At 68.9% G+C, this 21,857-nt stretch carries 19 protein-coding genes; 8 read left to right on the top strand and 11 right to left on the bottom strand.

From position 1 onward, the window contains the following. Positions 1 to 100 precede the first annotated feature (100 nt). The gene (locus tag IRZ30_RS01275) at positions 101 to 751 is read left to right on the top strand and encodes a TetR/AcrR family transcriptional regulator (protein WP_294082088.1); all 651 of its coding nucleotides are present in this window, start codon (positions 101 to 103) and stop codon (positions 749 to 751) included. Positions 752 to 769: 18 nt separating this feature from the next. Here the strand turns inward: IRZ30_RS01275 and hisD are convergent, their stop codons facing one another. The 3 genes from hisD to hisZ are packed head-to-tail and all read right to left on the bottom strand — an operon-like array spanning position 770 to position 4,615. Further along, positions 770 to 2,113 carry a histidinol dehydrogenase gene (hisD, locus tag IRZ30_RS01270; protein WP_294082086.1) on the bottom strand — a complete coding sequence of 448 codons (1,344 nt, stop codon included), beginning with the start codon at positions 2,111 to 2,113 and terminating at the stop codon, positions 770 to 772. Beyond that, on the bottom strand, positions 2,110 to 3,135 hold the full coding sequence (gene hisG, locus IRZ30_RS01265) for an ATP phosphoribosyltransferase (protein ID WP_294082084.1): 1,026 nt from the start codon (positions 3,133 to 3,135) through the stop codon (positions 2,110 to 2,112). The genes hisD and hisG overlap by 4 nt, the downstream gene beginning before the upstream one ends. Further along, complete coding sequence (hisZ, locus tag IRZ30_RS01260; protein WP_294082082.1) at positions 3,128 to 4,615, bottom strand: ATP phosphoribosyltransferase regulatory subunit; 1,488 nt, start codon at positions 4,613 to 4,615, stop codon at positions 3,128 to 3,130. Before hisZ ends, hisG begins: the two co-directional genes overlap by 8 nt. A gap of 309 nt (positions 4,616 to 4,924) precedes the next feature. Between hisZ and IRZ30_RS01255 the strand changes: the two genes are divergently transcribed. The 3 genes from IRZ30_RS01255 to IRZ30_RS01245 are packed head-to-tail and all read left to right on the top strand — an operon-like array spanning position 4,925 to position 6,188. Next, complete coding sequence (locus IRZ30_RS01255) at positions 4,925 to 5,383, top strand: PspC domain-containing protein (RefSeq protein WP_294082080.1); 459 nt, start codon at positions 4,925 to 4,927, stop codon at positions 5,381 to 5,383. Beyond that, positions 5,380 to 6,012 carry a LiaF domain-containing protein gene (locus tag IRZ30_RS01250; RefSeq protein ID WP_294082079.1) on the top strand — a complete coding sequence of 211 codons (633 nt, stop codon included), beginning with the start codon at positions 5,380 to 5,382 and terminating at the stop codon, positions 6,010 to 6,012. Before IRZ30_RS01255 ends, IRZ30_RS01250 begins: the two co-directional genes overlap by 4 nt. After that, entirely contained in the window at positions 6,009 to 6,188 is a 180-nt protein-coding gene (locus tag IRZ30_RS01245; protein ID WP_294082077.1) for a DUF5668 domain-containing protein, read from the top strand. The genes IRZ30_RS01250 and IRZ30_RS01245 overlap by 4 nt, the downstream gene beginning before the upstream one ends. Before the next feature lie 81 nt (positions 6,189 to 6,269). On the opposite strand, the gene pheT is transcribed toward IRZ30_RS01245, so the two are convergent. Then, the gene (pheT, locus tag IRZ30_RS01240) at positions 6,270 to 8,726 is read right to left on the bottom strand and encodes a phenylalanine--tRNA ligase subunit beta (protein WP_294082075.1); all 2,457 of its coding nucleotides are present in this window, start codon (positions 8,724 to 8,726) and stop codon (positions 6,270 to 6,272) included. 30 nt (positions 8,727 to 8,756) lie between these two features. Further along, a complete protein-coding gene (pheS, locus tag IRZ30_RS01235; protein WP_294082073.1) occupies positions 8,757 to 9,800 on the bottom strand; it encodes a phenylalanine--tRNA ligase subunit alpha in 1,044 nt (347 codons plus the stop codon). 688 nt (positions 9,801 to 10,488) lie between these two features. On the opposite strand from pheS, the gene eno reads away from it, so the two are divergent. Continuing rightward, complete coding sequence (gene eno, locus IRZ30_RS01230) at positions 10,489 to 11,790, top strand: phosphopyruvate hydratase (RefSeq protein WP_294082071.1); 1,302 nt, start codon at positions 10,489 to 10,491, stop codon at positions 11,788 to 11,790. A gap of 72 nt (positions 11,791 to 11,862) precedes the next feature. Here the strand turns inward: eno and IRZ30_RS01225 are convergent, their stop codons facing one another. The 4 genes from IRZ30_RS01225 to IRZ30_RS01210 form a co-directional block, all read right to left on the bottom strand. Then, complete coding sequence (locus IRZ30_RS01225; protein WP_294082069.1) at positions 11,863 to 12,342, bottom strand: Hsp20/alpha crystallin family protein; 480 nt, start codon at positions 12,340 to 12,342, stop codon at positions 11,863 to 11,865. Between the two features lie 458 nt (positions 12,343 to 12,800). Further along, positions 12,801 to 14,138, bottom strand: a complete 1,338-nt coding sequence (locus tag IRZ30_RS01220; protein WP_366945301.1) for an aspartate aminotransferase family protein — start codon at positions 14,136 to 14,138, stop codon at positions 12,801 to 12,803. 203 nt (positions 14,139 to 14,341) lie between these two features. Further along, entirely contained in the window at positions 14,342 to 15,901 is a 1,560-nt protein-coding gene (gene gpmI / locus IRZ30_RS01215) for a 2,3-bisphosphoglycerate-independent phosphoglycerate mutase (protein ID WP_294082065.1), read from the bottom strand. Positions 15,902 to 15,926: 25 nt separating this feature from the next. Then, positions 15,927 to 17,177 carry a ribonuclease H-like domain-containing protein gene (locus tag IRZ30_RS01210; protein ID WP_294082063.1) on the bottom strand — a complete coding sequence of 417 codons (1,251 nt, stop codon included), beginning with the start codon at positions 17,175 to 17,177 and terminating at the stop codon, positions 15,927 to 15,929. A 159-nt stretch (positions 17,178 to 17,336) separates the two neighbouring features. Between IRZ30_RS01210 and IRZ30_RS01205 the strand changes: the two genes are divergently transcribed. Continuing rightward, positions 17,337 to 18,419 (top strand): isocitrate/isopropylmalate dehydrogenase family protein, encoded by a 1,083-nt coding sequence (locus IRZ30_RS01205; RefSeq protein ID WP_294082061.1) that lies wholly within the window; start codon positions 17,337 to 17,339, stop codon positions 18,417 to 18,419. 231 nt (positions 18,420 to 18,650) lie between these two features. Next, positions 18,651 to 19,454: a hypothetical protein gene (locus IRZ30_RS01200; protein ID WP_294082059.1), complete on the top strand. Its 804-nt coding sequence runs from the start codon at positions 18,651 to 18,653 to the stop codon at positions 19,452 to 19,454. A gap of 32 nt (positions 19,455 to 19,486) precedes the next feature. Here the strand turns inward: IRZ30_RS01200 and IRZ30_RS01195 are convergent, their stop codons facing one another. Together IRZ30_RS01195 and rfbD are read right to left on the bottom strand one after the other, a co-directional pair. Continuing rightward, a complete protein-coding gene (locus IRZ30_RS01195; RefSeq protein ID WP_294082057.1) occupies positions 19,487 to 20,449 on the bottom strand; it encodes a glycosyltransferase family 2 protein in 963 nt (320 codons plus the stop codon). Further along, the gene (gene rfbD, locus IRZ30_RS01190) at positions 20,446 to 21,297 is read right to left on the bottom strand and encodes a dTDP-4-dehydrorhamnose reductase (RefSeq protein WP_294082055.1); all 852 of its coding nucleotides are present in this window, start codon (positions 21,295 to 21,297) and stop codon (positions 20,446 to 20,448) included. The genes IRZ30_RS01195 and rfbD overlap by 4 nt, the downstream gene beginning before the upstream one ends. 174 nt (positions 21,298 to 21,471) lie before the next feature. Here rfbD and IRZ30_RS01185 point away from each other — a divergent pair, with 174 nt between their 5' ends. Further along, on the top strand, positions 21,472 to 21,843 hold the full coding sequence (locus IRZ30_RS01185) for a Spx/MgsR family RNA polymerase-binding regulatory protein (protein ID WP_334223677.1): 372 nt from the start codon (positions 21,472 to 21,474) through the stop codon (positions 21,841 to 21,843). The last annotated feature ends 14 nt before the right edge of the window (positions 21,844 to 21,857 follow it).

The following is a 21,857-nucleotide window of genomic DNA, read 5'->3' as shown; positions in this document are numbered from 1 at the left end:
CTGTCACAGATCGACCCGCGGGGGCGGGCGTGCTACAATCCTACTGACCGGACGGTAAGTACTTACCAACCGGTCGGTAAGTTAGCACGGAGGAGACCCTGTGTCAAGTGGTGCACCACACGCGCCGGTGCCGCCGGCGCGTGGCGAGACCCGGGAGCGCATCCTGGAGGTGGCGGCGGAACGATTCGCTGCTCGGGGCTATGCCGATGTCTCGATGCAGGAGATCGCGGATGCAATGGGCATCACCAAGGCCGCCCTCTATTACCACTTCCGCAGCAAGGAGGAGCTGTTCGCGGAGGTGGTGCGCCGGGCGATCAACGACTTCTGGGCCGGGATCATCGCGATCGCTGAGAGCGGTCAGCCGCTCCGTGCGACCCTCGAGGCCATTGCCCGCTTCGTGCGCGAGTCGGTGACGACCGTCTCCATGTCCCTGCTTGAGGATGTGCACCGCCACCTGCCGCCGGAGGTCGAACAGGAGATCTTCACCGAGCATCCGACGCCGGAGGCGGCACTCGACGGACTGTTCCGGCGCGCGATCGCGGCCGGAGAGATGCGGCCGATGGACGTGGAGCCGGTTACCGCGATGTTCGTCGGCATGGTCATGGGCCTCGGCCAGCGTGGGCATATTCGGCGGCAGCCAAAGCCGGGCGAGGACGAACTGCTGGTCGATGTGCTGCTGCGCGGCATCGGCACCGAGCGGGCGCTGTCCGGATCGGACGAGGAGGATGGGACAGTGCGGGGGGCGCAGTAGCGCGCCGCCACATCCCCGCTATGTCCCCAGGCGGCGCTCGATGGCGCGTGCGTGGGCGGTCAGACCCTCGGCGCGGGCCAGGGTGACGGCCGCGGGGCCGAGTCGCGTAAGCCCCTCACGGTTGATTCCGACGACGCTGATGATCTTCAGGAACTCCTCGACGTTGATCGGCGAGGAGAATCGAGCGGTCTGCCCGGTCGGCATGACGTGGCTCGGCCCGGCGGTGTAGTCGCCCAGGACCTCGGGCGACGACTCACCGAGGAAGACCCCACCGGCGTGCCGCACCTTGTCGAGGTGCGCCCACGGCTCGGCCAGGAGCAGGCAGAGGTGCTCCGGGGCGTAGGCGTTGGCCAGGTCGAACGCGGTGGGAAGGTCCGGCACGACCGCGATCAGTCCGTTGTTCGCCAGCGCCTCGCCGGCGATCTCGGCCCGCTCCAGTGTCGGGAGCTGGGAAGCCAGCTCCTGCTTCACCGCCTCGGCAAGTTGAGCCGAGGTCGTGAGCAGGATCGGGCTCGCGAGCGGGTCGTGCTCGGCCTGGGCCAGCAGGTCGGCGGCGCACAGCGCCGGGTCAGCGCTCTCATCGGCGATCAGAAGCGTTTCGGTCGGTCCCGGAAGCTGGTCGATATCGACCTCGCCGTAGACGCGCCGCTTCGCCAGCACCACGAAGATGTTGCCGGGACCAAGGATCTTGTCGACGCGCGGCACGCTTTCGGTGCCGTACGCCATCGCCGCGATGGCCTGCGCCCCGCCGACCTTGAAGACCCGATCGACCCCGGCGATGTCGGCTGCCGCAAGGATCAGCGGCGAGATGCGGCCGTCTCGCTCGGGCGGGGCGCAGACGATGATCTCCTCGACACCCGCCACACGGGCGGGCACGGCGGACATCAGGAGCGAAGAGGGGTAGGGCGCCCGGCCTCCAGGGGTGTAGATCCCGACCCGCTCCAGCGGCCGGAGGATTTGCCCGAGCGCACCGTCCTCGTCGAAGTGCATCCAGGAGGAGCGAAGCTGGCGGCGGTGGAAGGCGTCGATCCGATCGCGAGCGAAGCGCAGCGCCTCCAGAACATCAGCGGGCACGGCAGCGATGGCCTCCGCGATCTCCTCCGGCGCGACCTCCAGGCGGTCAAGCTCTGCGCCGTCGAGGAGGCGTGTGTAGCGGCGCAGGGCTGCATCCCCGTCCTGGCGGACATCGGCGATAATTCGGTCCACCACTTCCCCCGCCGTGAGGTCGGCGCCGAAGATCGTGCGAATCCCGGCCCGCACCCGCTCCGGGAGCTCGGTCGCCTCCAGGCGGCGCTGCCGCAGCAGGAACTCCCGCGCGGCGACAGGGTCGTGCAGCACGCGGACGGTCACGGTGCTGGTCATCGACACTCCTCCAGGGAACGCAGCAAACGCTCGTAGGCCGGCGAGCAGGCGTCGAAGACGTAGTCCGGCGACGTAACGGTGATACCGCTGCTGCCCGCGCGGCGCAGGTGGTCAACCGCGGGCAGCAGCAGGTGCGCGGGCACGATGATCGTGACGCCGAACCAGCGCGGGCCGCCGTCGACGGTGCCGTGCTTGGGGTAGATGTCGGCGATGGTCGGCCCCTGCTCGCCCGCCGTCTCCATCTGGCTGATGACGTGCCGGGCCACCGCCTCGGCCGACTCCCCCTGCACGTTGGCAGTGATGAGGCGGAACTGGCGCGTTCGAAGCCGCGCCTCGCACAACTCGATGATCGTGCGTGCCGCTTCGAGCTTGTCCGGCTGGTCCCGCAGCGTCCGCCGCGAGGCGATCAGGCAGGCCTGGGCACGCAGGATCACCCCGCCGTCGAGCACGCGGAGGCGGTTGTCGCGCAGGGTCACCCCGGTTTCGCTCAGGTCGGCGATGATGTCGGCGTAGCCCAGGGTCGGGGCGGCTTCGAGCGCGCCGTGGGCGTCGACCAGCGAGAAGTAGTTGACCCCGTGGCGGTAGAGGAAGTCGCGCGTCAGGTTCGGGAACTTGGTCGCCACGCGCAGGGTGCGACCGGTGCGGCGCAGGTCGACCGAGAGGTCGGCCAGGTCGGCGACGGTCGTAATGTCGAGCCACCCCTCGGGCACGGCCAGGACCAGCTCACAGCGGCGGAAACCCAAATCCTCGATCACGACGTGCAGGTTGGGCGCGTCGCCGCCGTGCTCGGCCACCAGGTCGTAGCCGGTGATGCCGAGGTCGGCGCTTCCGTCGACGACCTTGTGGACGATATCCTCCGTGCGCTGGAACAGCACCTCGACGTTCGGCAGCCCGCTGATGCGCCCGACGTACTGCCGCGGGTTCGGCCGCCACACGGAAAGTCCGGCGCGCTCCAGGAACTGCATGGTAGCGCCCTCGTAGGCGCCCTTGGAGCTGAGGGCGAGTCGCAGCGGCTCAGTCATCGTCCCCCTCCGTCGCCGCGACCGTACCCTCGTGCCGGGACGCCGGCTCGACGGTCACGCCGCCGGTCTCGTCGACCACCATCACCTCCGCGATACCCCGCCGCAGCGCATACTTGCGACTGGCGTGCACCGACCGGCCGCGGACGTCGATCTCGACCCGCCGCCCCTCCGCGCGGAGCCGCTCGCTCACCCGGATCGCGGCGGCGCTGGCGGCGCTGCTGCTGGGGACCACCAGAACCTCGGGAGCAGGGGGCTCGGCGGTGATCCCGGCCACCTCGACGACCCGTTCCAGGCCGTACGAGAAGCCGCAGGCCGGGAGCGGTTGGCGCGTCCCGAGCATCTGCGCCAGGTCGTCGTAGCGCCCGCCGCCGCAGAGCTGGAGCCCCGGGCGATCCGGCGCATAGATCTCGAACAGCATGCCGGTGTAGTAGTGGAGCCCCCGGCCGAGGCCGAGGCTCAGCTCAATGGTATCGACGGCGTGCCCGTAGGCGGCGAGCAGGTCGAGGACTTCTTCCAGACGTGCGATCGGCTCGTCGTGCAGCCCGTGCCGCCGGGTGAGGGCGCGCACCGCAGGGAGGACTTCGCCCGGCGGGCCTTGAATCGCGGCCAGCTCGCGCACGAAGTCGAAGGCTCGGCGCACGTCGGCGGCGTCGCTCTGCCGGTTCATCTTGGCGATCAACCCGGCGACGATCTCCTCCGGCGTGCGGGTGCCGCCCTGCACCTGGACACCGACCTCCCGGAGCACCGCCAGGATCCAACCCTCGAGCCGGTCCGGCGGGATGTCGTGCAGGGTGTCGCTCATCTCGGTGAAGATGCTGGCGAGGGGGTCGCCCGCCACCAGGCCCGCCAGCGCAGCCTCCAAATCGACCTCCTGGCCCTTGCGCAGCCGCTCCATGCTCCAGACGAGCCAGTCGCGGGCACGCTGCCGCAGCGGCAGGCGGTTGAGGAAGTCGAGCACGATGCCGATGTGTCCCAGGACCAGGCGGCCCTCGACTCCGGCGGCCCGGAGCCCTTCCAGCGCCAGGTGAATGACCTCGGCGTCGGCGACGGGCCCCTCCGCGCCCAGCAGCTCGCAGCCCACCTCGGTGAACTGGCGGGTTCGTCCCGCCTGCGGCTTTTCGTAGCGGAAGACCGGCCCGGCGTAGCTCAGGCGAAGCGGCAGCGGCTCCCTCTGCATGCTGTCGGCGTACATGCGGAGCACGGAGGCGGTGTGCTCCGGGCGTAGGGCGATCTCCCGGTCGCGGTAGTGGAACGCGTACATCTGCGCGACCCGCTCGCCGCCGGACTTCCGGAGGAAAAGCTCGGTCGGCTCAACGACCGGCGTCTCGATCGGGCGGTAGCCGTGGCGGTCGAACGTCTCGAGGATGCGTTCCAGCGCCACGCGACGGGCCTGGTACCGGCTGGGATCGACGTCGACCATACCGCGCAGGCGCTCGATCGCGGCGCGGCTGGCGCGGGGAGAGGGTCGTTGGTCGTTCAATGGCTGCTGCCTCACTCGCTCGGCGCGGCAGCGCGGCCGGGCGCGACATTCCGGCCGCGGGAAGCCGCGGGAATTCCGCTGGTCGAGTCTATCACACAGGCCTGGGCCGGTCGGACGGGTCGCTCCCTGTCCAGGAGAGCGGCGTTCCTTCGTCCCGAATGGGCGAATCTCGGAATGAGGGATGCGGTGGCTGCGGAGCGCAGAACGATTGTGACGTGAGTGTTGTACTGCGCGGGATCAATCGATGCGCTTGCGATGCAGCGTCATATACCGTCCCATTGAGGCTCGATTGCCGCGAGAGGAGTTGCCATGACAGCGCAGCATCGAGATGAACCCGGAGAGGAACGTGGCGCGTACGTCCCAGGTGCATCGGACGCGCTCGGGTCGGGTCAGCAACGGCTGCTGCGTCGCAGCCGGACCGACCGCGTTGTCGCCGGGGTCTGTGGCGGCCTGGGCCACTACCTCGGGATCGATCCCATCTTGCTCCGCCTTGCCTTTGTGGCGCTGGTGTTCGCCGGCGGCGCCGGCATCCTGCTGTACTTCGTGTCGTGGATCGTGATCCCGGAGGCGGATGCCGATGAACCGCTAAGGGCGGCGCCGTCCGCGAACGCCGACACGGCGCGCCTGATCGTGGGCGGCGTCCTGGTCGCGCTCGGCGCCATCATCCTGTTCGAGCGGATTCTTCCCTGGTTCGACTCAACGGTGGTCTGGGCGCTCGTGCTGATCGCTATCGGCGCAGCGGTGATCTTCCGGGGGATGCAGCGATGACGGTCGAAATGCGCGAGCGCCGCTACGGGGGCGGCGGCCCCTCCGCGGCTCAGATTGCCCTCGGATTGCTCCTCGTAGTGGCCGGCCTGGTCTGGTTGCTCCGGTCGATCGGTGTGTTCGACCTCGGCTGGGATCTGCTGCTGCCCTCGGCGCTGATCCTCGTCGGCGCGGCGCTGGTAGTGACGGCCCGCGGCCGGGACCACGGCGGATTGGTCTTCCTCGGCGTCGTTCTGACGCTGGCGCTGGTGCTGACCTCCATCACCCCGATCAGCTTCAGCGGCGGTGTCGGCGACCGCACCGTGACCCCGACGACCGCGGCCGACCTGAGCAGCGAGTACTCGTTGACGGTCGGGAAGCAGACGATCGACCTGCGCCAGGTGAACTTCGAGGCTGGCGAGACACGCATCGTGGCCAGCGTGGGGATCGGGGAGCTTGTCCTGCGGGTTCCGGACGATGTGGCGGTGCGGGCCGACATCCAGATCGGCGCGGGCAACGCCGACGTCTTTGAGCGACGCTACTCGGGTGCAGATGTCGAGGAAACCTATGTGTCGGATGGGTATGACGCCGCGTCGCGGCGCCTGCTGCTCGATCTGAGCGTCGGTGTCGGGAACATCGAGGTGAGCCGATGATGGAGCAGGGTGTGGACCGAGGCGCGGTGATCAGCGGCCTCGTCTTTATCGTGTTGGGCGGGCTGTTCCTGCTCGACCGCCTGGGCACGATCGACTTCCGGGTCGTCTACGTCTGGCCGATCCTGCTGATCGGCCTGGGGCTGGCGGTGCTGTTTGGCGGCAGGTCCGAGCGGTAGGGACGGGCACGACACCCTCGCTCCTGGGGTATTGAGGGGGCCGGAGCCGGGATCCCGGCTCCGGCCGGTAAGCCTGCGTCGCTAACCCCGGAGGGTGCCGGACACCTGGCGCGCGAGCTGGCGCTCGATGCGGCCGCGGATGCGCTGGATCTCGTTCTCCGAGAGCTCCCGGTCCGGGGCCGACAGAGTCACCCGGTAGGCGAGGCTCTTCTTGCCCGCATCGATCGCCGGGCCGCGGTAGATGTCGAACAGGCGCACGGATGTCGCCAACGGGCCGGCGCCGGCACGGAGCGCCGCTTCCACCGCGTCGGCTGGGACGGCCTCATCGACTACCACCGCGAAGTCCTGCTCCACCGGCTGATAGCGCGACACGGGGCGCAGCTCCACGTCGCTCAGGCCGGTGTTGAAGAGCGCCTTCAGGTCGATCTCCGCCACCGCGACGCGCTGGCCCGCCGGGATGCCGAACTGCTCCGCCACCACCGGATGGACCTCGCCCATGATGCCGACCGGCTGGCGTTTGACCGTGATCTCGGCCGCGCGGCCGGGGTGCAGGCTGGGGTGCGTGATCGGCCGCACGACGATGTCGACCGCGCCAAGGCGGGGGAGGAGCGCATCGACGACGCCCTTGACGTCGAAGTAGTCCACCGGCCGGGCCCGATGGTAGAGGTCCGCCGCGTGGCGCTCCCCGGCGAAGCCGAGGCAGAGGGTGGGGCGCTCGTCGGGCAACTCGTCGACCCCGCGCGGCAGATAGACCCGCCCGGTTTCGAAGACGGCGACGCCGGGCGAGTGCTTCAGGTTCTCGGCCACGTTCTTGAGCCAGGCCGGCAACAGCGTCGGCCGCATCATGGTCCACTCGGAGCGCAGCGGGTTGCGCGCCGTTACCAGATCGAGCTCCGGCCGCGCGAAGAAGCCGTAGCGGTCAGGCGCGGCCTCGGCACCCGGGGCGAGTGCCCGCAAGTCGTCGTCGCTCACCATCGGGTAGGTGATGATCTCGGTCATGCCGGCAGCGACCAGCAGATCCTGCGTGTCGGCGATCAGTCGCCGCATCGGGTCGCGCGTGACGTGCGGCGTCTGGCCCCAGGGGAGGGTCTCCGGCAGCGACTCGTAGCCGACGATGCGTGCGACCTCCTCAACCACATCGGCTGGGATGTTGATGTCGCTCCGGTAGGTCGGCACCTGCACGACGACGGAGCGGACGCCATCGACGTCGCGGATCTCCGGCTGGAGCTCCAACCGGCTCAGCACGTCGAGGACCACCTCGTCGGGGTAGTCGATCCCCAGCAGGCGCGGGATCTCGGCGCGCGGCATGACGACGGTCTTCGGGTAGCGTGGCTCGGCGTAAGCGTCGGCCAGAACGGTGACGCGGGCCTCGGGGTTGAGCTGGAGGATGAGCGCCACCGCGCGCTGGGTGGCGGTCCAGACCAGATTCGGGTCCAGGCCGCGCTCGAAGCGGGACGAGGCCTCTGTCCGCAGCCGCTGGGCCCGCGCGGTGTGCCGGATGTTGAGCATGTTGAAGTTGGCCGCCTCCAGCAGGATGGTCGTGGTGTCATCGCGGATCTCGGAGTCGAGGCCGCCCATCACCCCGGCGATGGCCACGGCCCGGTCGGCGTCGGCGATCACCAGCATGTCGGGCGTCAACTCGCGATCGACGTGGTCGAGCGTCTCAATCCGCTCGCCCGGGCGCGCCCGGCGCACGACGATGCGGCCCTCGTGGAGGAAACGCCGGTCGAAAGCGTGGAGCGGCTGACCCCACTCCAGCATGACGTAGTTGGTGATGTCGACGATGTTCGAGATCGGGCGGACGCCCGCGGATGCCAGTCGTCGCTGCAGCCACTCGGGCGACGGCTCGACCCGGACGTTCTCGATCACGACACCGACGTAGCGCGGGCAAAGGTCCGGCGCCTCCACCGTGACCAGGCCTGGGTCGCGCGGCACGGCCTCAAGATCTGCCAGCTCCGGCAGGAGCACCGGGGCGTCGATCAACGCTCCCAACTCCCGAGCGATCCCGACCATGGAGAAGGCGTGCACCAGGTTCGGCGTGATTTCGAACTCAATGACCGACTCGCCCAGGTAGTCCCGGAGTGGTACGCCGACCGGGGCGTCGGGATCGAGAACCAGGATGCCCTCGTGCTCGTCCGAGAGTCCCAGCTCCTTCTCCGAGCAGACCATGCCCTCGGAGCGGACGCCGCGGATGGTGCTCGGCTTGAGCGTGATCATCCGGAACTCGTCGGAGTAGCCGTCGATCAGGCGGGCGCCGGTCAGCGCCAGGGGAACCTTCTGACCCTCGCGGATGTTGGGTGCGCCGGTGACGACCGTCAGGTGGTGCTCGCCGGCATTGACCGTCGCCAGCACCAGGCGGTCGGCATTCGGGTGCGGCTCCACCCGCTCCACGACGCCGACGTAGACGCGGTCCCAGGTGGCGCCGATTTCGCTGATCCCCTCGGCTTCGAGGCCGGCCATGGTGAGGCGCTGCGCGATCTCAGCCGGCGGCAAGTCGTTCGGCACCAACTCCTTCAGCCAACGGACGGGAACCTTCATGCGCTCATCACCCCCCTCTCGACCCGTACCTCACGCCGCCGCGCGGTTGAACTGCGCCAGGAAGCGAACGTCGCCCTGGTAGAAGGCGCGGATGTCCTGCACCCCGTACTTGAGCATGACCAGCCGTTCGACGCCCATGCCGAAGGCGAAGCCGGTGTAGCGGTCCGGGTCGTAGCCGACGTTGATGAGCAGGTTCGGGTGGACCATCCCGGCGCCCAGGATCTCGATCCAACCGGTGCCCTTGCACACCCGGCAGCCCACGCCCTTGCACACCATGCAGTCGATGGCGAAGTCGACGCCAGGCTCGACGAAGGGGAAGTAGTCGCAGCGGAAGCGGACCTTGCGCTCGCGCCCGAAGATCTGGCGGGCGAACTCGGCCAGGACGCCCTTCAGGTCGCTCATGGTGATGCGCTCGTCGACGGCCAGCCCCTCGATCTGGTGGAAGTGCCACTCGTGGGTGGCGTCGAGTGCCTCGTACCGGTAGCAGCGGCCGGGGACGACGACGCGCACCGGAGGCGTGCTTTGCTCCATGGTCCGGATCTGCATCGGCGAGGTGTGGGGGCGCAGCACGATCTCGCGCGAGGCGCTCTGGATGAAGATCGTGTCCCACACGTCGCGCGCTGGGTGTTCCTTCGGGATGTTGAGCGCGTCGAACGCGTAGTAGGCGTCCTCGACCTCTGGTCCCTCGACCGTCTGGAATCCGAGGTGAGCGAAGATGTCGGTTACCTCGCGAATCATCTGGGTCACCGGGTGCAGCGTGCCGATGTCCGGCGCGCGGCCGGGCAGGGTGACGTCGACCGCCTCGGCCTCCAGGCGCTGGGTGAGCTCGGCGCGACGCACCTCTTCTTGCCGCCGGTCGAAGGACTCCTGCAGCGCGGTCTTCAGGGCGTTGACCGCCTGACCGAAGGCCGGGCGCTCCTCGGGCGGCAGCGCGCCGAGGCGGCGCGTGAGCGAGGTCACCTCGCCCTTGCGGCCGAGGTACTGCGCGTACCAGGCCGCCAGCGCCTGGCTGTCGCTCGCGGCGGTCAGATCCTGTTCCGCTCGCTGACGAATCTGTTCCAGCTCGTCGTTCACCGCTCAACCTCCCCCCGTGGCTGCCTGCGGCAAGAAAAAAACCCCGTCGCCCAGGGGCGAGGGGTCTCCACGCGGTACCACCCTGTTTCACCGGCAGCGCCGGCGATCTCAGTGGCGCGCCGCTCGCGGCGGCAGCACCTGCTCCGATAATGGGGAGCGACCAGAGGCGACTACTGGGTGGACGCGTGGGCCCACCGTTCACCGCTCGGCTCCGGAGCGAACTTCCCCGCGCTTCTCCCGAGGGAAGCTTTCAGTCTACGGCTTCCCCTCCCTGCCGGCTTCGACGCGGGTACTCCTCTCCATCGTCGCCGTTCCCGAGATCGATTGTCGTGCTCAGTATAGCATGGAGTTTGGCGAACTAATCTCGTCTACCTGCCACCCGCTCCCGCGCTGCTGCCATCCTGAGCGCAGCGAAGGATCTCGCGTCGGATCGGCCACGCCGCGGAGAGATCCTTCGCTGCGCCGGGCGCGGCTGGCCGCCGGCCCCGGCTCCGCTCAGGATGACAGCGATCAGGCGACGGGGTCGGCTCCGGTGGAGCACGCTCATTCGTCACACTCCATGCAATCACCGCTGGGTGGCGCTAAGGCCCGGCGCTTGCGGCGGCGACGGGATACGGGTGGGCCTGGCCTATAATGCCCTCCGGCTGTTGGCTGGAGCGTGGCACACAGGAGAGAAGGAGAATTCCGCATGGCAAGCACGACGATCGAGGCGGTGCACGCGCGCGAGATCCTTGACTCGCGCGGGAACCCGACGGTCGAGGTGGACGTGCGCCTGGCCGGCGGTGCGTGGGGCCGGGCCGCAGTGCCCTCGGGTGCATCGACCGGGGCGTACGAGGCGGTGGAGCTGCGCGATAAGGACCAGCGCTACGGCGGCAAGGGCGTCCGCACTGCGGTTGACAACGTGAATGGACCGATCGCCGGGGTGCTGCTCGGGATGGACGCTCGGGATCAGCGGGCGATCGACCTGGCGATGATCGAGCTGGACGGGACGCCGAACAAGTCGCGCCTCGGTGCCAATGCGATCCTGGGTGTGTCGCTGGCGACGGCGCGGGCCGCCGCCGCGGCGGCCGGGCTGCCCCTCTACCAGTACCTCGGCGGGCCGTCGGCGCACGTGCTGCCGGTGCCCATGATGAACATCCTCAACGGCGGCAAGCACGCCGAGGGCTCCACCGTGGATATGCAGGAGTTCATGGTCATGCCGGTCGGTGCCCCCAGCTTCCGCGAGGGGCTCCGCTGGGGCGCGGAGATCTTCCACACGCTCAAGAAGGTGCTCGCCAGCGCCGGGTACGCCACCGGCGTGGGTGACGAAGGAGGGTACGCGCCGAGTCTGAAGAGCAATCAGGAGGCGCTGGCGTATATCACCCAGGCGATCGAGCAGGCCGGGTATCGCCCGGGCGAGGATGTCTTGCTCGCGCTCGACCCGGCGTCGACCGAGCTGTACCAGGACGGTCGCTACGTCCTGCGCGGCGAGGGGCGGACCCTCACCACCGCCGAGATGGTGGATTTTTGGGCGGAGTGGGTCGATCGCTACCCGATCATCTCGATCGAGGACGGCCTGGCCGAGGACGACTGGGACGGCTGGGCCGAGCTGACCCGGCGCCTGGGTGACCGCGTGCAGCTTGTCGGGGATGACCTCTTCGTGACCAACACGCAGCGCCTGGCCCGGGGCATCGAGCTGGGCGTCGGGAACTCGATCCTCGTCAAGGTGAACCAGATCGGCACCCTCTCGGAGACGTTCGACGCGATCGCGATGGCGCACCGGGCGGGCTACACGGCCGTCATCTCGCACCGCAGCGGCGAGACGGCCGACTCCTTCGTCGCGGACCTGGCGGTGGCGACGAACGCTGGTCAGATCAAGACCGGCGCGCCGTCGCGCATGGACCGGGTGGAGAAGTACAACCAACTGCTGCGGATCGAGGAAGAGCTCGGCACGCAGGCCGAGTATGCCGGGCGTCGTGCCTTCGCGGGGTTGAAGGGACGGAGCCTGTAGCCCTCGGCGCACGCGAAAACACAAACCCGCCCGGATCACCCGGGCGGGTTTTTTCGCCTGCTGGGTCGATCGCTAGTTGACGCTGCTGGCGAGCGCCTTCGGCGTGCGGACCTCGATCTTGCGCGCCCGGGCCTGCTCCGCCTTGGGCATCGTCAGGGTCAAGATGCCGTCGTGGTACGACGCCTCAGCGCGCTCGCTGTCCACCGGCACCGGCAGGGTCATGGTGTGGGAGAACTCGCCACTGCCGATCTCCCGGCGGTACCAGGTCCAACCCTTGGCCTCGTCCTCGTCGACCTCAGCGCCGAAGCGACCCTTGATGCGCACCGTGTTCTGCTCGATTTGCACGTCCAGCGACCCGGGCTGCGCACCCGGCACCAGCGCCCTGAGCACAAGCGCGTCGCCGTTGTCGTACAGATCCACCGCCGGGCGGATCGTCGTCACCGACGTCAGCCCGTTCCGGTTCATCATGGTGCTGGTCACTTCGTCGAGCAGGCGATCAACCTCGTTGAACAGTCGAGCGACCTCGATCATCGGGCTCCAGCGCACCATCATGTGCACCTCACCTCCTGATCCATACTGTTCAACCTGCCGTTTGCTCTGCGGCCGGCCATCGGCCGCTATCCACCTCAGTTAATACAACATGACTCGTTCTGTGTCAAGGTATCGGATCACAATGAATCATGAGAAGTGCGTTAAGGCGCAGTACAGCGGGGCCGGTACCCGTCACAGCCAACGCGGGTAGGCGCTCTGGTACGACATCCTGAGCGGTGCATGTGATTCTAAGCGGTGCGTGTCATCCTGAGCGCAGCGAAGGATCTCTGGCGAGTGCAGCCACCCCACTGCGAGATCCTTCGCTGCGCTCAGGATGAGACACGGGCTGTTCAGGAGGGCACGACAACCGGCAATTAGCCGCATCCGCCAAGAACGAGCGCGGGCGTCAGTGACGACGCCCGCGCTTCTCGACCGCCGGATACCAGGGGCGACGCGCGTCGCCCCTGGTGCTGACATGACTAGCTGACGGCCCGGTCGGTGATCTCCAGCACCTCGTCGAGGATGGCGAGGCCGCGCCGGGCCTCGTCCGGGGTGATGATCAGCGGCGGAGCGATCATGATGACGTTCCAGTGGATCATCAGCGAGAGCCCGCGGTTCATCGCCGCGCGGCCCAACTCTCCGACCGGCCCCATTTCTGCCCCCGAGGCGTTGAACGGGACGAGCATCTCCCGCGTCTCACGGTTCTTGACCAGTTCGATGCCCCAGAAGCAGCCGCGCCCGCGCACGTGGCCGATCGAGGGATGCTTCTCCATGAGCTCACGCAGGCCGGGGCCGAGGACCTCGTCGCCGATCATCTTGGCGTTCTCGACGACGCCCTCCTCCTTCATCGCCGTGACCGCCGCCAGCCCCGCGGCGCAGGCCAGCGGATGGCCGGAGTAGGTCAGGCCGCCGTAGAAGACCCGGTCCTGGAAGGCATCGGCGATCTTGCGCGAGATCACGACGGCGCCGAGCGGAACCATGCCGCTGGTGATGCCCTTGGCGCAGGTCATCAGGTCCGGGGTGACGCCGAAGCCCTCGCAGCCGAACCAGTAGCCGGTGCGCCCGAAGCCGGTCATGACCTCGTCCAGGATCATCACGATCCCGTGCTTGTCACAGATTTCCCGGACGCCCTGGAGATAGCCGTCGGGTGGCACCAGGATGCCGTTGGTGCCCACGATCGTCTCCAGGATGATCCCGGCGATGGTGTGCGGCCCTTCGTACTGGATGATCTCCTCCAGGTGGGCCAGCGCCCGCTCGCACTCCTCTTGCTCGTCCTTGGCGAAGAAGGAGGAGCGATACGCGTAGGGGCCGCAGAAGTGGACGACGCCGCTAATGGCCGGTTCCGAGGCCCAGCGGCGCGGGTCACCGGTGATCGTGATCGCGCCGTGCGTGGCGCCGTGATAGGAGCGGTACGCCGCCAGGATCTTATGCCGGCCGGTGTACATCCGCGCCAGGCGGATGGCGTTCTCGTTCGCCTCGGCGCCGCCGTTAGTGAAGAACACCATCTCGAGGTCGCCTGGGGCCAGCTCGGCGATGGCGTGGGCCAGTTCCGCGGTCGGCTGGGAGGCGAAAGCCGGCTGGATGACGCAGAGGCGCTCAGCCTGCTCCTTGATCGCGGCGACGACCTTCGGGTGCTGGTGGCCGAGGTTGGTGTAGACCAACTGGGACGCGAAGTCGAGGTAGCGCTTGCCCTCGAAGTCCCAGAACTCGCAGCCTTTTCCGCCCGCGATCGGGAGCGGATCGATCTTGCCCTGTGCCGACCAGGAGTGGAACACGTGCGCGCGGTCGTACCGCCGGACGCGCTCCTCGGTCTCCATGTCTACGAAGTCCCGAACCACGGCATCTCCCTTCCGTGATGGACGAACCGGGGGTAGGACGCAGCCTGACCCGCTCAGCCCGGCGTCATCGGCCGATGGCTGCCCTGCCCGCCTGGCCACGGTCCTCCTCGCCCTGTGGCCCCATCATACGCCCTCCGGCAGAAAGGTCCAGTGGGCCGGTGCTGGGGCAGATCGGCGGAGGATCACTCCCCTGGCCGGAGGATGAGCGAGCGGCCGGTCATCTCCTCCGGCTGCGGGATTTCCATCACGTCCAGCACGGTCGGCGCGACGTCGGCCAGCCGCCCGCCCGTGCGCAGGCTCACTGTGCGCAACGGCGAGCCATCCGGGGCCACGAGCACGAACGGCACCGGATTCGTCGTGTGGGCGGTCCAGACTTCCTGCGTGCCGGGAATCAGCATCTCGTCGGCGTTGCCGTGGTCCGCGGTTACCAGCGCGACGCCGCCCCGGGCGAGGGTCGCCTCGACGAGACGCCCGACGCAGGCGTCGACGGTCTCGACGGCCTTGACCGCGGCCTCGAAGCTCCCGGTGTGGCCCACCATGTCGGCGTTGGCGTAGTTGATGATGATGAAGTCGTACTGGTCGCTCGCGATCGCCTCCAGCGTGGCGTCCGTCAGCGGTAGCGCGCTCATCTCGGGTTGCAGGTCGTAGGTCGCGACCTTGGGCGACGGGATGAGCACGCGGTCCTCACCCGGGAAGGGCTCCTCCCGGCCCCCGTTGAAGAAGTAGGTCACGTGGGCGTACTTCTCGGTCTCCGCGGTGTGGTACTGCCGCAGGCCGGCATCGGCGATGACGCGCGCGAGTGGGCGGACCACGTCCTGGGGCGGGAAGGCGATCGGCAGGCCGAAGTCCCGCTCGTACTCAGTCATGGTCACGAAGTAGACGTCCTGGGGGACCTTGTCACGGGCGAATCCGGTGAACTCGGGGTCGGTGATCGCCTCGGTCAACTGGCGGGCGCGGTCGGCCCGGAAGTTGAAGAAGATGACGGCATCGCCGTCGTCCAGCGTGGCGACCGGCCGTCCCTCGTCCATGAGCACCGCCGGCACGATGAACTCGTCGGTCACGCCGGTGTCGTACGAGGCGCGGATGGCCTGCACCGGATCGTAGCGGGGCACGCCGATCCCGGAGACGATGGCCTGGTACGCCTTCTGGGTTCGCTCCCAGCGCTTGTCGCGGTCCATGGCGTAGTAGCGCCCGCTGATGGTGGCGACCCGCCCGGTGCCGATGCGAGCGGCCTCGTCGAGCAGTTGCTGGACGAAACCGGCGCCGGAGTCGGGCGGCGTGTCGCGCCCGTCGGTGAAGACGTGGATGAAGACCTGCTCCAGGCCGTGGCGGTGTGCCAGGTCGAGCAGCGCGTAGAGGTGGCGCTGATGGCTGTGGACGCCGCCGTCACTGACCAGGCCCATGAGGTGGAGCTTGCTGCCGCGCCGGCGGGCGTGCTCGATGGCCCCGAGCAGCGCGGGGTTCTCGTAGAAGCTCCCGTCCTCGATCGCGGCATCGATCCGGGTGATCCACTGGTAGACGACGAAGCCCGCGCCGAGGTTGAGGTGGCCGACCTCGGAGTTGCCCATCTGCCCGTCGGGGAGCCCGACATCGCGTCCCGAGCAGCGGAGTTCGGTCGTCGGGTAGACCGCGGTGAGGCGGTCCATCACCGGGGTCTGCGCGGCTCGCACCGCATTGCCGGGAAAGTCCGGCCCATTCGCCCAGCCGTCCATGATCACCAGCACGACCGGCCGGTACGCCATTCCACCCTCCACTCGCTGACGTGCTCTATCCCACCGGCCCGGCGGTCGGGCCGGTCTCGCGCGACCGGACTCGTGCCCGGGCGCGTGCCTGCTTCCGCCGGATGCGCTCCAGGCGGTGGAGCAGGCTGCTCCTGCCATGATACTCCCCATGCAGGTCGAGGAGCCGGAGCGCCCGCTCGACGACGGCCTCGGCCGCCACGAGATCGCGGGCCTGATGCTCGTAGTACTTGGCCAGCTCCTCGAACGGGTAGAGGTCGAGCGGGCGGCGCCGCGCGGCTCTGTCGCACATCTTGCGCCAGAGCGGCACGGCCTCGGGCGTCCGGTCGAGCCGCTTGAGCCAGCGGCCCAGCTCCATTTCGGCGCGGCGGCGGAGCGTCGGGTCGATCTGGTCGCCGTCCTCCAGTGCGTCGGCCAGGAGATCGATCCCCCGCATGAGTTCGCCCCGGTTGAGCAGCAGCAGCGCGAGCCCCGCACGGTCCGCCGGGTGGTCCAGCACTGACTCCGGCGCGGCCGTGGCGCGGACCAGCAGGTCGGTCAGGCGCACCAGGGTGGCGATATCCTCGTGGTTGTGGGCGAAGACGGGCCGCAGGCGGCGGGCATCGCCGTCGCGGAGGTAGTCGAAGTACATCTGCGGGATCAGCCAGCCCGGCACGTCCTCGGATCGCCGGACGCCGAAGAGGCTCGCCTCCAGGTTGCTGAGCGTGCAGTTGGCCAGCCGGTGGCGCCAGACGCGCCGGGCGGGGTGCAGGATGTCGAGGTGGGCGAAGTCGAAGCGCGGGCGATAGCCGTGGAGGATGAAGCGCCCCTCGATCAACGGCCAGTCGAAGGCGCGCCCGTTGAAGCTCACGAGCAGGCGGAAGGGTGCCAGCGCCTCGTGCAGTGCGTCGAGCAGGGCCGGCTCCTCATTCGGCCCGCGCATGAAGAACTGCCGCACCACCAGCCGGCCGGCCTCAAAGTGGCCGAGCCCGATCAGGAAGACGTGGGTACCGGTCCCGCCGGCCAGCCCCGTCGTCTCGGTGTCGAGGAAGACGATCTCCTCCGGGTGGACGGCCGGCGCGCCGGGCACGAAGAGCGACGGCGCCAGTGGGGTGTGCTCCAGCAGGCGGCGTACGTCATCCTCCTCACGCGCCCGTTCGACGACGAAGACCTCACCGATCCGGCCGGGGAGATAGCTCCCGGGTACGACGGCATCGATCGGCACGCCCGCCGGTCTTGGGCGGGCTGGGCGTGCCGGGCTGGGTTGCAGGGCGGCGAGACGCTCACGCAGGCTCCGCACGAGTCCCCTCCCTCGCTGGGCCGGCTCGTCCCCGGCATTGTACGTACCAGGAGGGCGTCTGTCAGGTCTGCACTGTTTGACACCCGTTCTTGACCCAGCCTAGAATGCGGGGCTGGTTGGGGGACGGCTGGTGACGAAGTAGAGGAGTGGAAGCAGCCGATGGCATATCAGGTCACGTTTATTCCGGGGGACGGCATCGGGCCGGAAGTGTCGTCGGCCGCGCGCCGCGTCCTCGAGGCTACTGGCGTGCCGTTCGAGTGGGACGTCCAGGAAGCAGGGATGACCGCCCTGGAGAAGTACGGGGACGTCCTGCCCGACTCGGTGATCGAGTCGATCCGGCGCAACGGTCTCGCACTGAAGGGCCCGCTCACGACCCCGGTCGGCGGCGGCTTCCGCAGCGTCAACGTGGCGCTCCGGCAGATGCTCGACCTCTACGTGAACCTGCGCCCCGCACGTACCTACAAGGGCGTGCAGAGCCCATACGAGGATGTCGACCTGGTCGTGGTCCGCGAGAACATGGAGGACCTCTACGCCGGGGTCGAGTTCGACACCGGGACGCCCGAGGCTAAGGAGGTCATCGCTGCGATCAACCAGTGCAGCGAGAAGAAAGTGGCCGAGAACGCGGCGATCTCCATCAAGGCGATCACCCCGGAGAACTCCGAGCGGATCGTGCGCTTCGCCTTCGACTACGCGGTCAAGAACGGCCGGCGGCTGGTCACGGCCGTGCACAAGGCCAACATCATGAAGTTCACCGACGGCCTCTTCCTGCGGGTGGCGCAGGAGGTGGCCAAGGACTACCCCAGCATCGAGTTCAACGACCGCATCGTCGACAACATGTGCATGCAGCTCGTGCAGAAGCCGGAGCTGTACGACGTGCTGGTCATGCCGAACCTGTACGGTGACATCCTGAGCGACCTGACCGCCGGGATGATCGGCGGGTTGGGCGTCGCGCCGAGCGCGAACATCGGCGATAAGGCCGCGGTGTTCGAGGCGATCCACGGTAGTGCCCCGTCTTACGCCGGGCAGAACGTCGCCAACCCCGTCGCCATGCTGCTCAGCGGTGTCATGCTGCTCCGCCACATCGGCGAGATCGAGGCGGCGGAAGCGGTCGACCGGGCGGTGGCGACCGTCATCGCCGAGGGCAAGCATGTGACCTACGACCTGCGCCCCGACCGCGACCGCACCAAGGCGGCCAGCACCACCGAGATGACCGACGCGATCATTGCTGAGCTAAACCGGTAGCGCGACGATTCCCGTAGCCGAGAAAGCAGAGACGAGGGCACGGCCAGCCGTGCCCTCGTTGTGCCTTCTCCGCGACGGTGCGTGCAGGTCACTGATGCATCTGATACGCTTCGCCCGACGTCTATGATCAACCCAGGATGCGAACTATCGCGTGACGGGAATGACTGCATTCCCGCCAACCGGTTAAGATCCTCAGTGGTCGAGCACCGCGGAAAGGGGAGGAGGGGATCGGTGGTCACGGTTCGGTACTGCGCGGCCTGTGGCGCGCCGCGCCGCGCGGCCGAAGACCGTTTCTGCTACGCGTGTGGTGCGGCGTACCCAGCCGAGGTATCTGCCGCGAATGGCGGCGCACCGGAGTTCGGTGAGTCCCGCTCGGCGGCGTCGGCGGTTCCTGACACGATACGCATCGGATCGGTCGCTGCGCCACCTCGACCCGCTGCCTGGAGCGTGCCGCACACCGGAGGCGTGTTGGTCGCTGCCCCGCCCGAGTCCCAGCGCCAGCGCCCGCTCTGGGCGGTGGCGACCCTCAGCGTGTGCACCTTCGGGCTCTACCTGCTCTGGTGGATCGGCGCGAGCTGGGCGGAGATGAAGCGCGAACTCCGCGACGAGGGGATGCACCCGTTCTGGCACGCCGTCTCGATGATCGTCCCGATCTACGGCCAGTTTCGGGTCCATGCCCACTACGCCACCATCAACACGATGCTCGCGGCTGCCGGTGCCAGTCTCCGTCTCCGCCCGGGTGCGATGGTCGTCCTCGTGGTGCTCTTCGGGGTGCTGAATCGAATTGTCCGGGAGGATATCCCTGCCGTCGTCTGGGTGCCGCTCGCGCTCGTCGCAACTGCGTGCGCTGCCGTCATGGTCGTCCACGGGCAGCGCGGCCTGAACGCCTACTTCCAGAGTCTCCCCGACCGGACCGTCACGCCGCGCGTCCATCCAATCGAGTGGATCGTGATCGTCGTCGGCGCGATCTTCTGGATCCTGGTCCTTATCGGGGGCTTCCTGCCTGAGGAACCAGACGCAGGGTTGTATGTCTGAGCGGCCCCCGAGCGGTGGGGCGGTGGAAACGCCTAATCCGTGAGCAACCGCTCGATCGCCTCGATGGGGACGCGCCGGGCTGCTTGGATGCGGCGGCGCTTGGCGAGCATCCGGGGCCAGAGTCCCGGGGCGGCCAGGAGCCCGCGGAGACGCGCCCGCGCGGCCGGCTCGCGGAGGTGGGGCAGGGTACCGAGGAGCAGGCGGGCCTGTTGAGCCGCGATGCGCGCGAGGTTTCGCCGCAGGATCGGGCCGGGCACGTCCTTCACCAGCACCGCCAGCGTGTTGCGCGCGACATAATACGACGCCAGCGGGCCGCCGCCGGTGGCCGAGAGCCGGTGGTAGACGACGGCGTCGGGCGCGAAGATGATCCGGTAGCCGAGCAGGCGCAGCCGCCAGGAGAGATCGACGTCCTCGCAGTACATGAAGAAGTCGGGATCGAGCACGTGGCCGTCGATGGCGGCCACGGCCTCCAGGGTGCTCCGCCGGTAGAGCGCCGCGCCGCCGCAGGCGCTGAAGACCTCCTCCTCATGGTCGTACTGGCCCCGGTCAACCTCCCAGACGCCGCGGCTGTTCGGCACGCCGCGCCGGGAGAAGGTGTCCCCTGCCGAGTGGAGCACGTCGCGCCGGTCGAACAGGCGCAGCTTGCTGGCGACGGCCGCGGCGTCCGGGTGGCGGTCGAGCGCGGCGACCAGAGCCGCGAGCCAGCCCGGCTCCGGCTCGGTGTCGTTGTTGAGGAAGGCGACCAACTCCCCGCGGGTGCTGGCCAGGGCGCGATTGATCGCCACGGCAAGCCCGCTGTTCCTCGGCAGCCGCAGCAACGTCGCCTCCGGCAGGAGGCTGCGGACGAGGCCGGCTGTGTCGTCGGTAGAGGCATCGTCCACGACGACGACGTGGAAGTCGCGGTAGGTCTGGCGGGCGAGAGCCGGCAGGCAGACGGCCAGGAGGTCGCGGCCGTTGTAAGTCGGGATGATGATGTCGACGCGCGGGGTGGTCATGCCGGCTGCAGCACCGCTCGCCGGGCGAGGCAGCGCGCGAGTGCGTCCTGCCACGGCGGGAGGATAATGCCGAGCGTCGCCGCGGCGGTGTTGGCGAGCACACCGTTGGCGGGAGGTCGGGCCGCGCGCTGCCACGCCGAGGCCGGGATCGGCTCGACTTGCGTCTCGATTCCAGCGAGGCGGAAGATCTCAACCGCCCACTCGTACCAGGAGGCGCTGCCCTCGTTCACGAGGTGGTAGGTGCCGTAGGCGGGTTGCTCGATCAGGCGGTAGATCGCGGCGGCGAGGTCGCCTGCGTACGTCGGGTTGCCCCGCTGATCGGCGACGACGGTGAGCGAAGGACGCTCGGCGGCGGCCCGCAGCATCGTGTTGACGAAGTTCCGGCCCGTCTCGTCGTAAACCATCGCCGTGCGGACGATGTAGTGGCGCGGGGCCAGCGCACGGACAGCCTCCTCGCCGGCGAGTTTGGAGCGGCCGTAGACGCTGATCGGCCGCGGCTCGGCGAACTCGTGGTAGGGCTCGGCGGCCTCACCGTCGAAGACGTAGTTGGTGGAGAGGTAGACGAGGGCCGCGCCGAACTGCTGCGCGGCTGCGGCGACGTGCTGGGTCCCGGTCGCGTTGATTCGGAAGGCACGCTGCGGATCGCGCTCGCAACCGTCGACGTCGGTCATGGCGCCCGCGTGCACGATCACATCGGGCCGCTCATCTGCTACCAGGCGGATAACTCCCTCGAAGTCGGTCACGTCGCAGCGGTCGGAGCCGGGCGCGACGACGACATACCCAGGAGGTGCCAGCCGCTGCAGGGCGCGTCCCACCTGCCCCGATCCGCCGGTCACGAGGATCCGCAAACCGCTCCTCCTCTCCTCGGCGCCGAGTGTACACCGCGTGGCCGCGCGTCCGGTAGGGCCGGCAGTGTGACCGGCCCGAAGCAGCCGGATCCCGTGGCCACGATTCGGGCGCGGGCGGCGCCGGGCTGTTACCATGTCGGGCAGGGGATGGAACCTGATGGAAGGGGGTCGGGCGTGGCGAGCGAGGTCGAGATCTATGTCCATCCGACGTGAACGAGTTGTCGCAAGGCTCAGGAGTATCTTGAGCAGCGAGGGGTCGAGTACGTGCGGCGCGACTATTTCAAGGAGCGCTTCACGCGTGAGGAGTTGGCCGACGTGCTGCGGCGCGCGGGGCTGACGCCCCGCGAGGCGCTGTCGAAGCGCAGCCGGGCCTACCGGGATCTGGGCCTTGCCGAGCGCGAGGTGTCGGACGACGAGCTGCTGGACCTCATGGTCGCGGAGCCGACGCTCTTGCGGCGTCCGCTGCTGCTGACGCCCGAGGGGAGCGCCCTCGGGTTCGACCGGAAGCGTTTGGACGCGCTGTTCGGGACTGACAAGATGGATTAGCGCCGGCAGTCGAG

The organism is Sphaerobacter sp., from assembly GCF_019683595.1.
Classification (GTDB): Bacteria; Chloroflexota; Chloroflexia; order Thermomicrobiales; family Thermomicrobiaceae; genus Sphaerobacter.
Note: the sequence above shows the minus strand (reverse complement) of the source record. Positions and strands in the feature narration are given on the sequence as shown.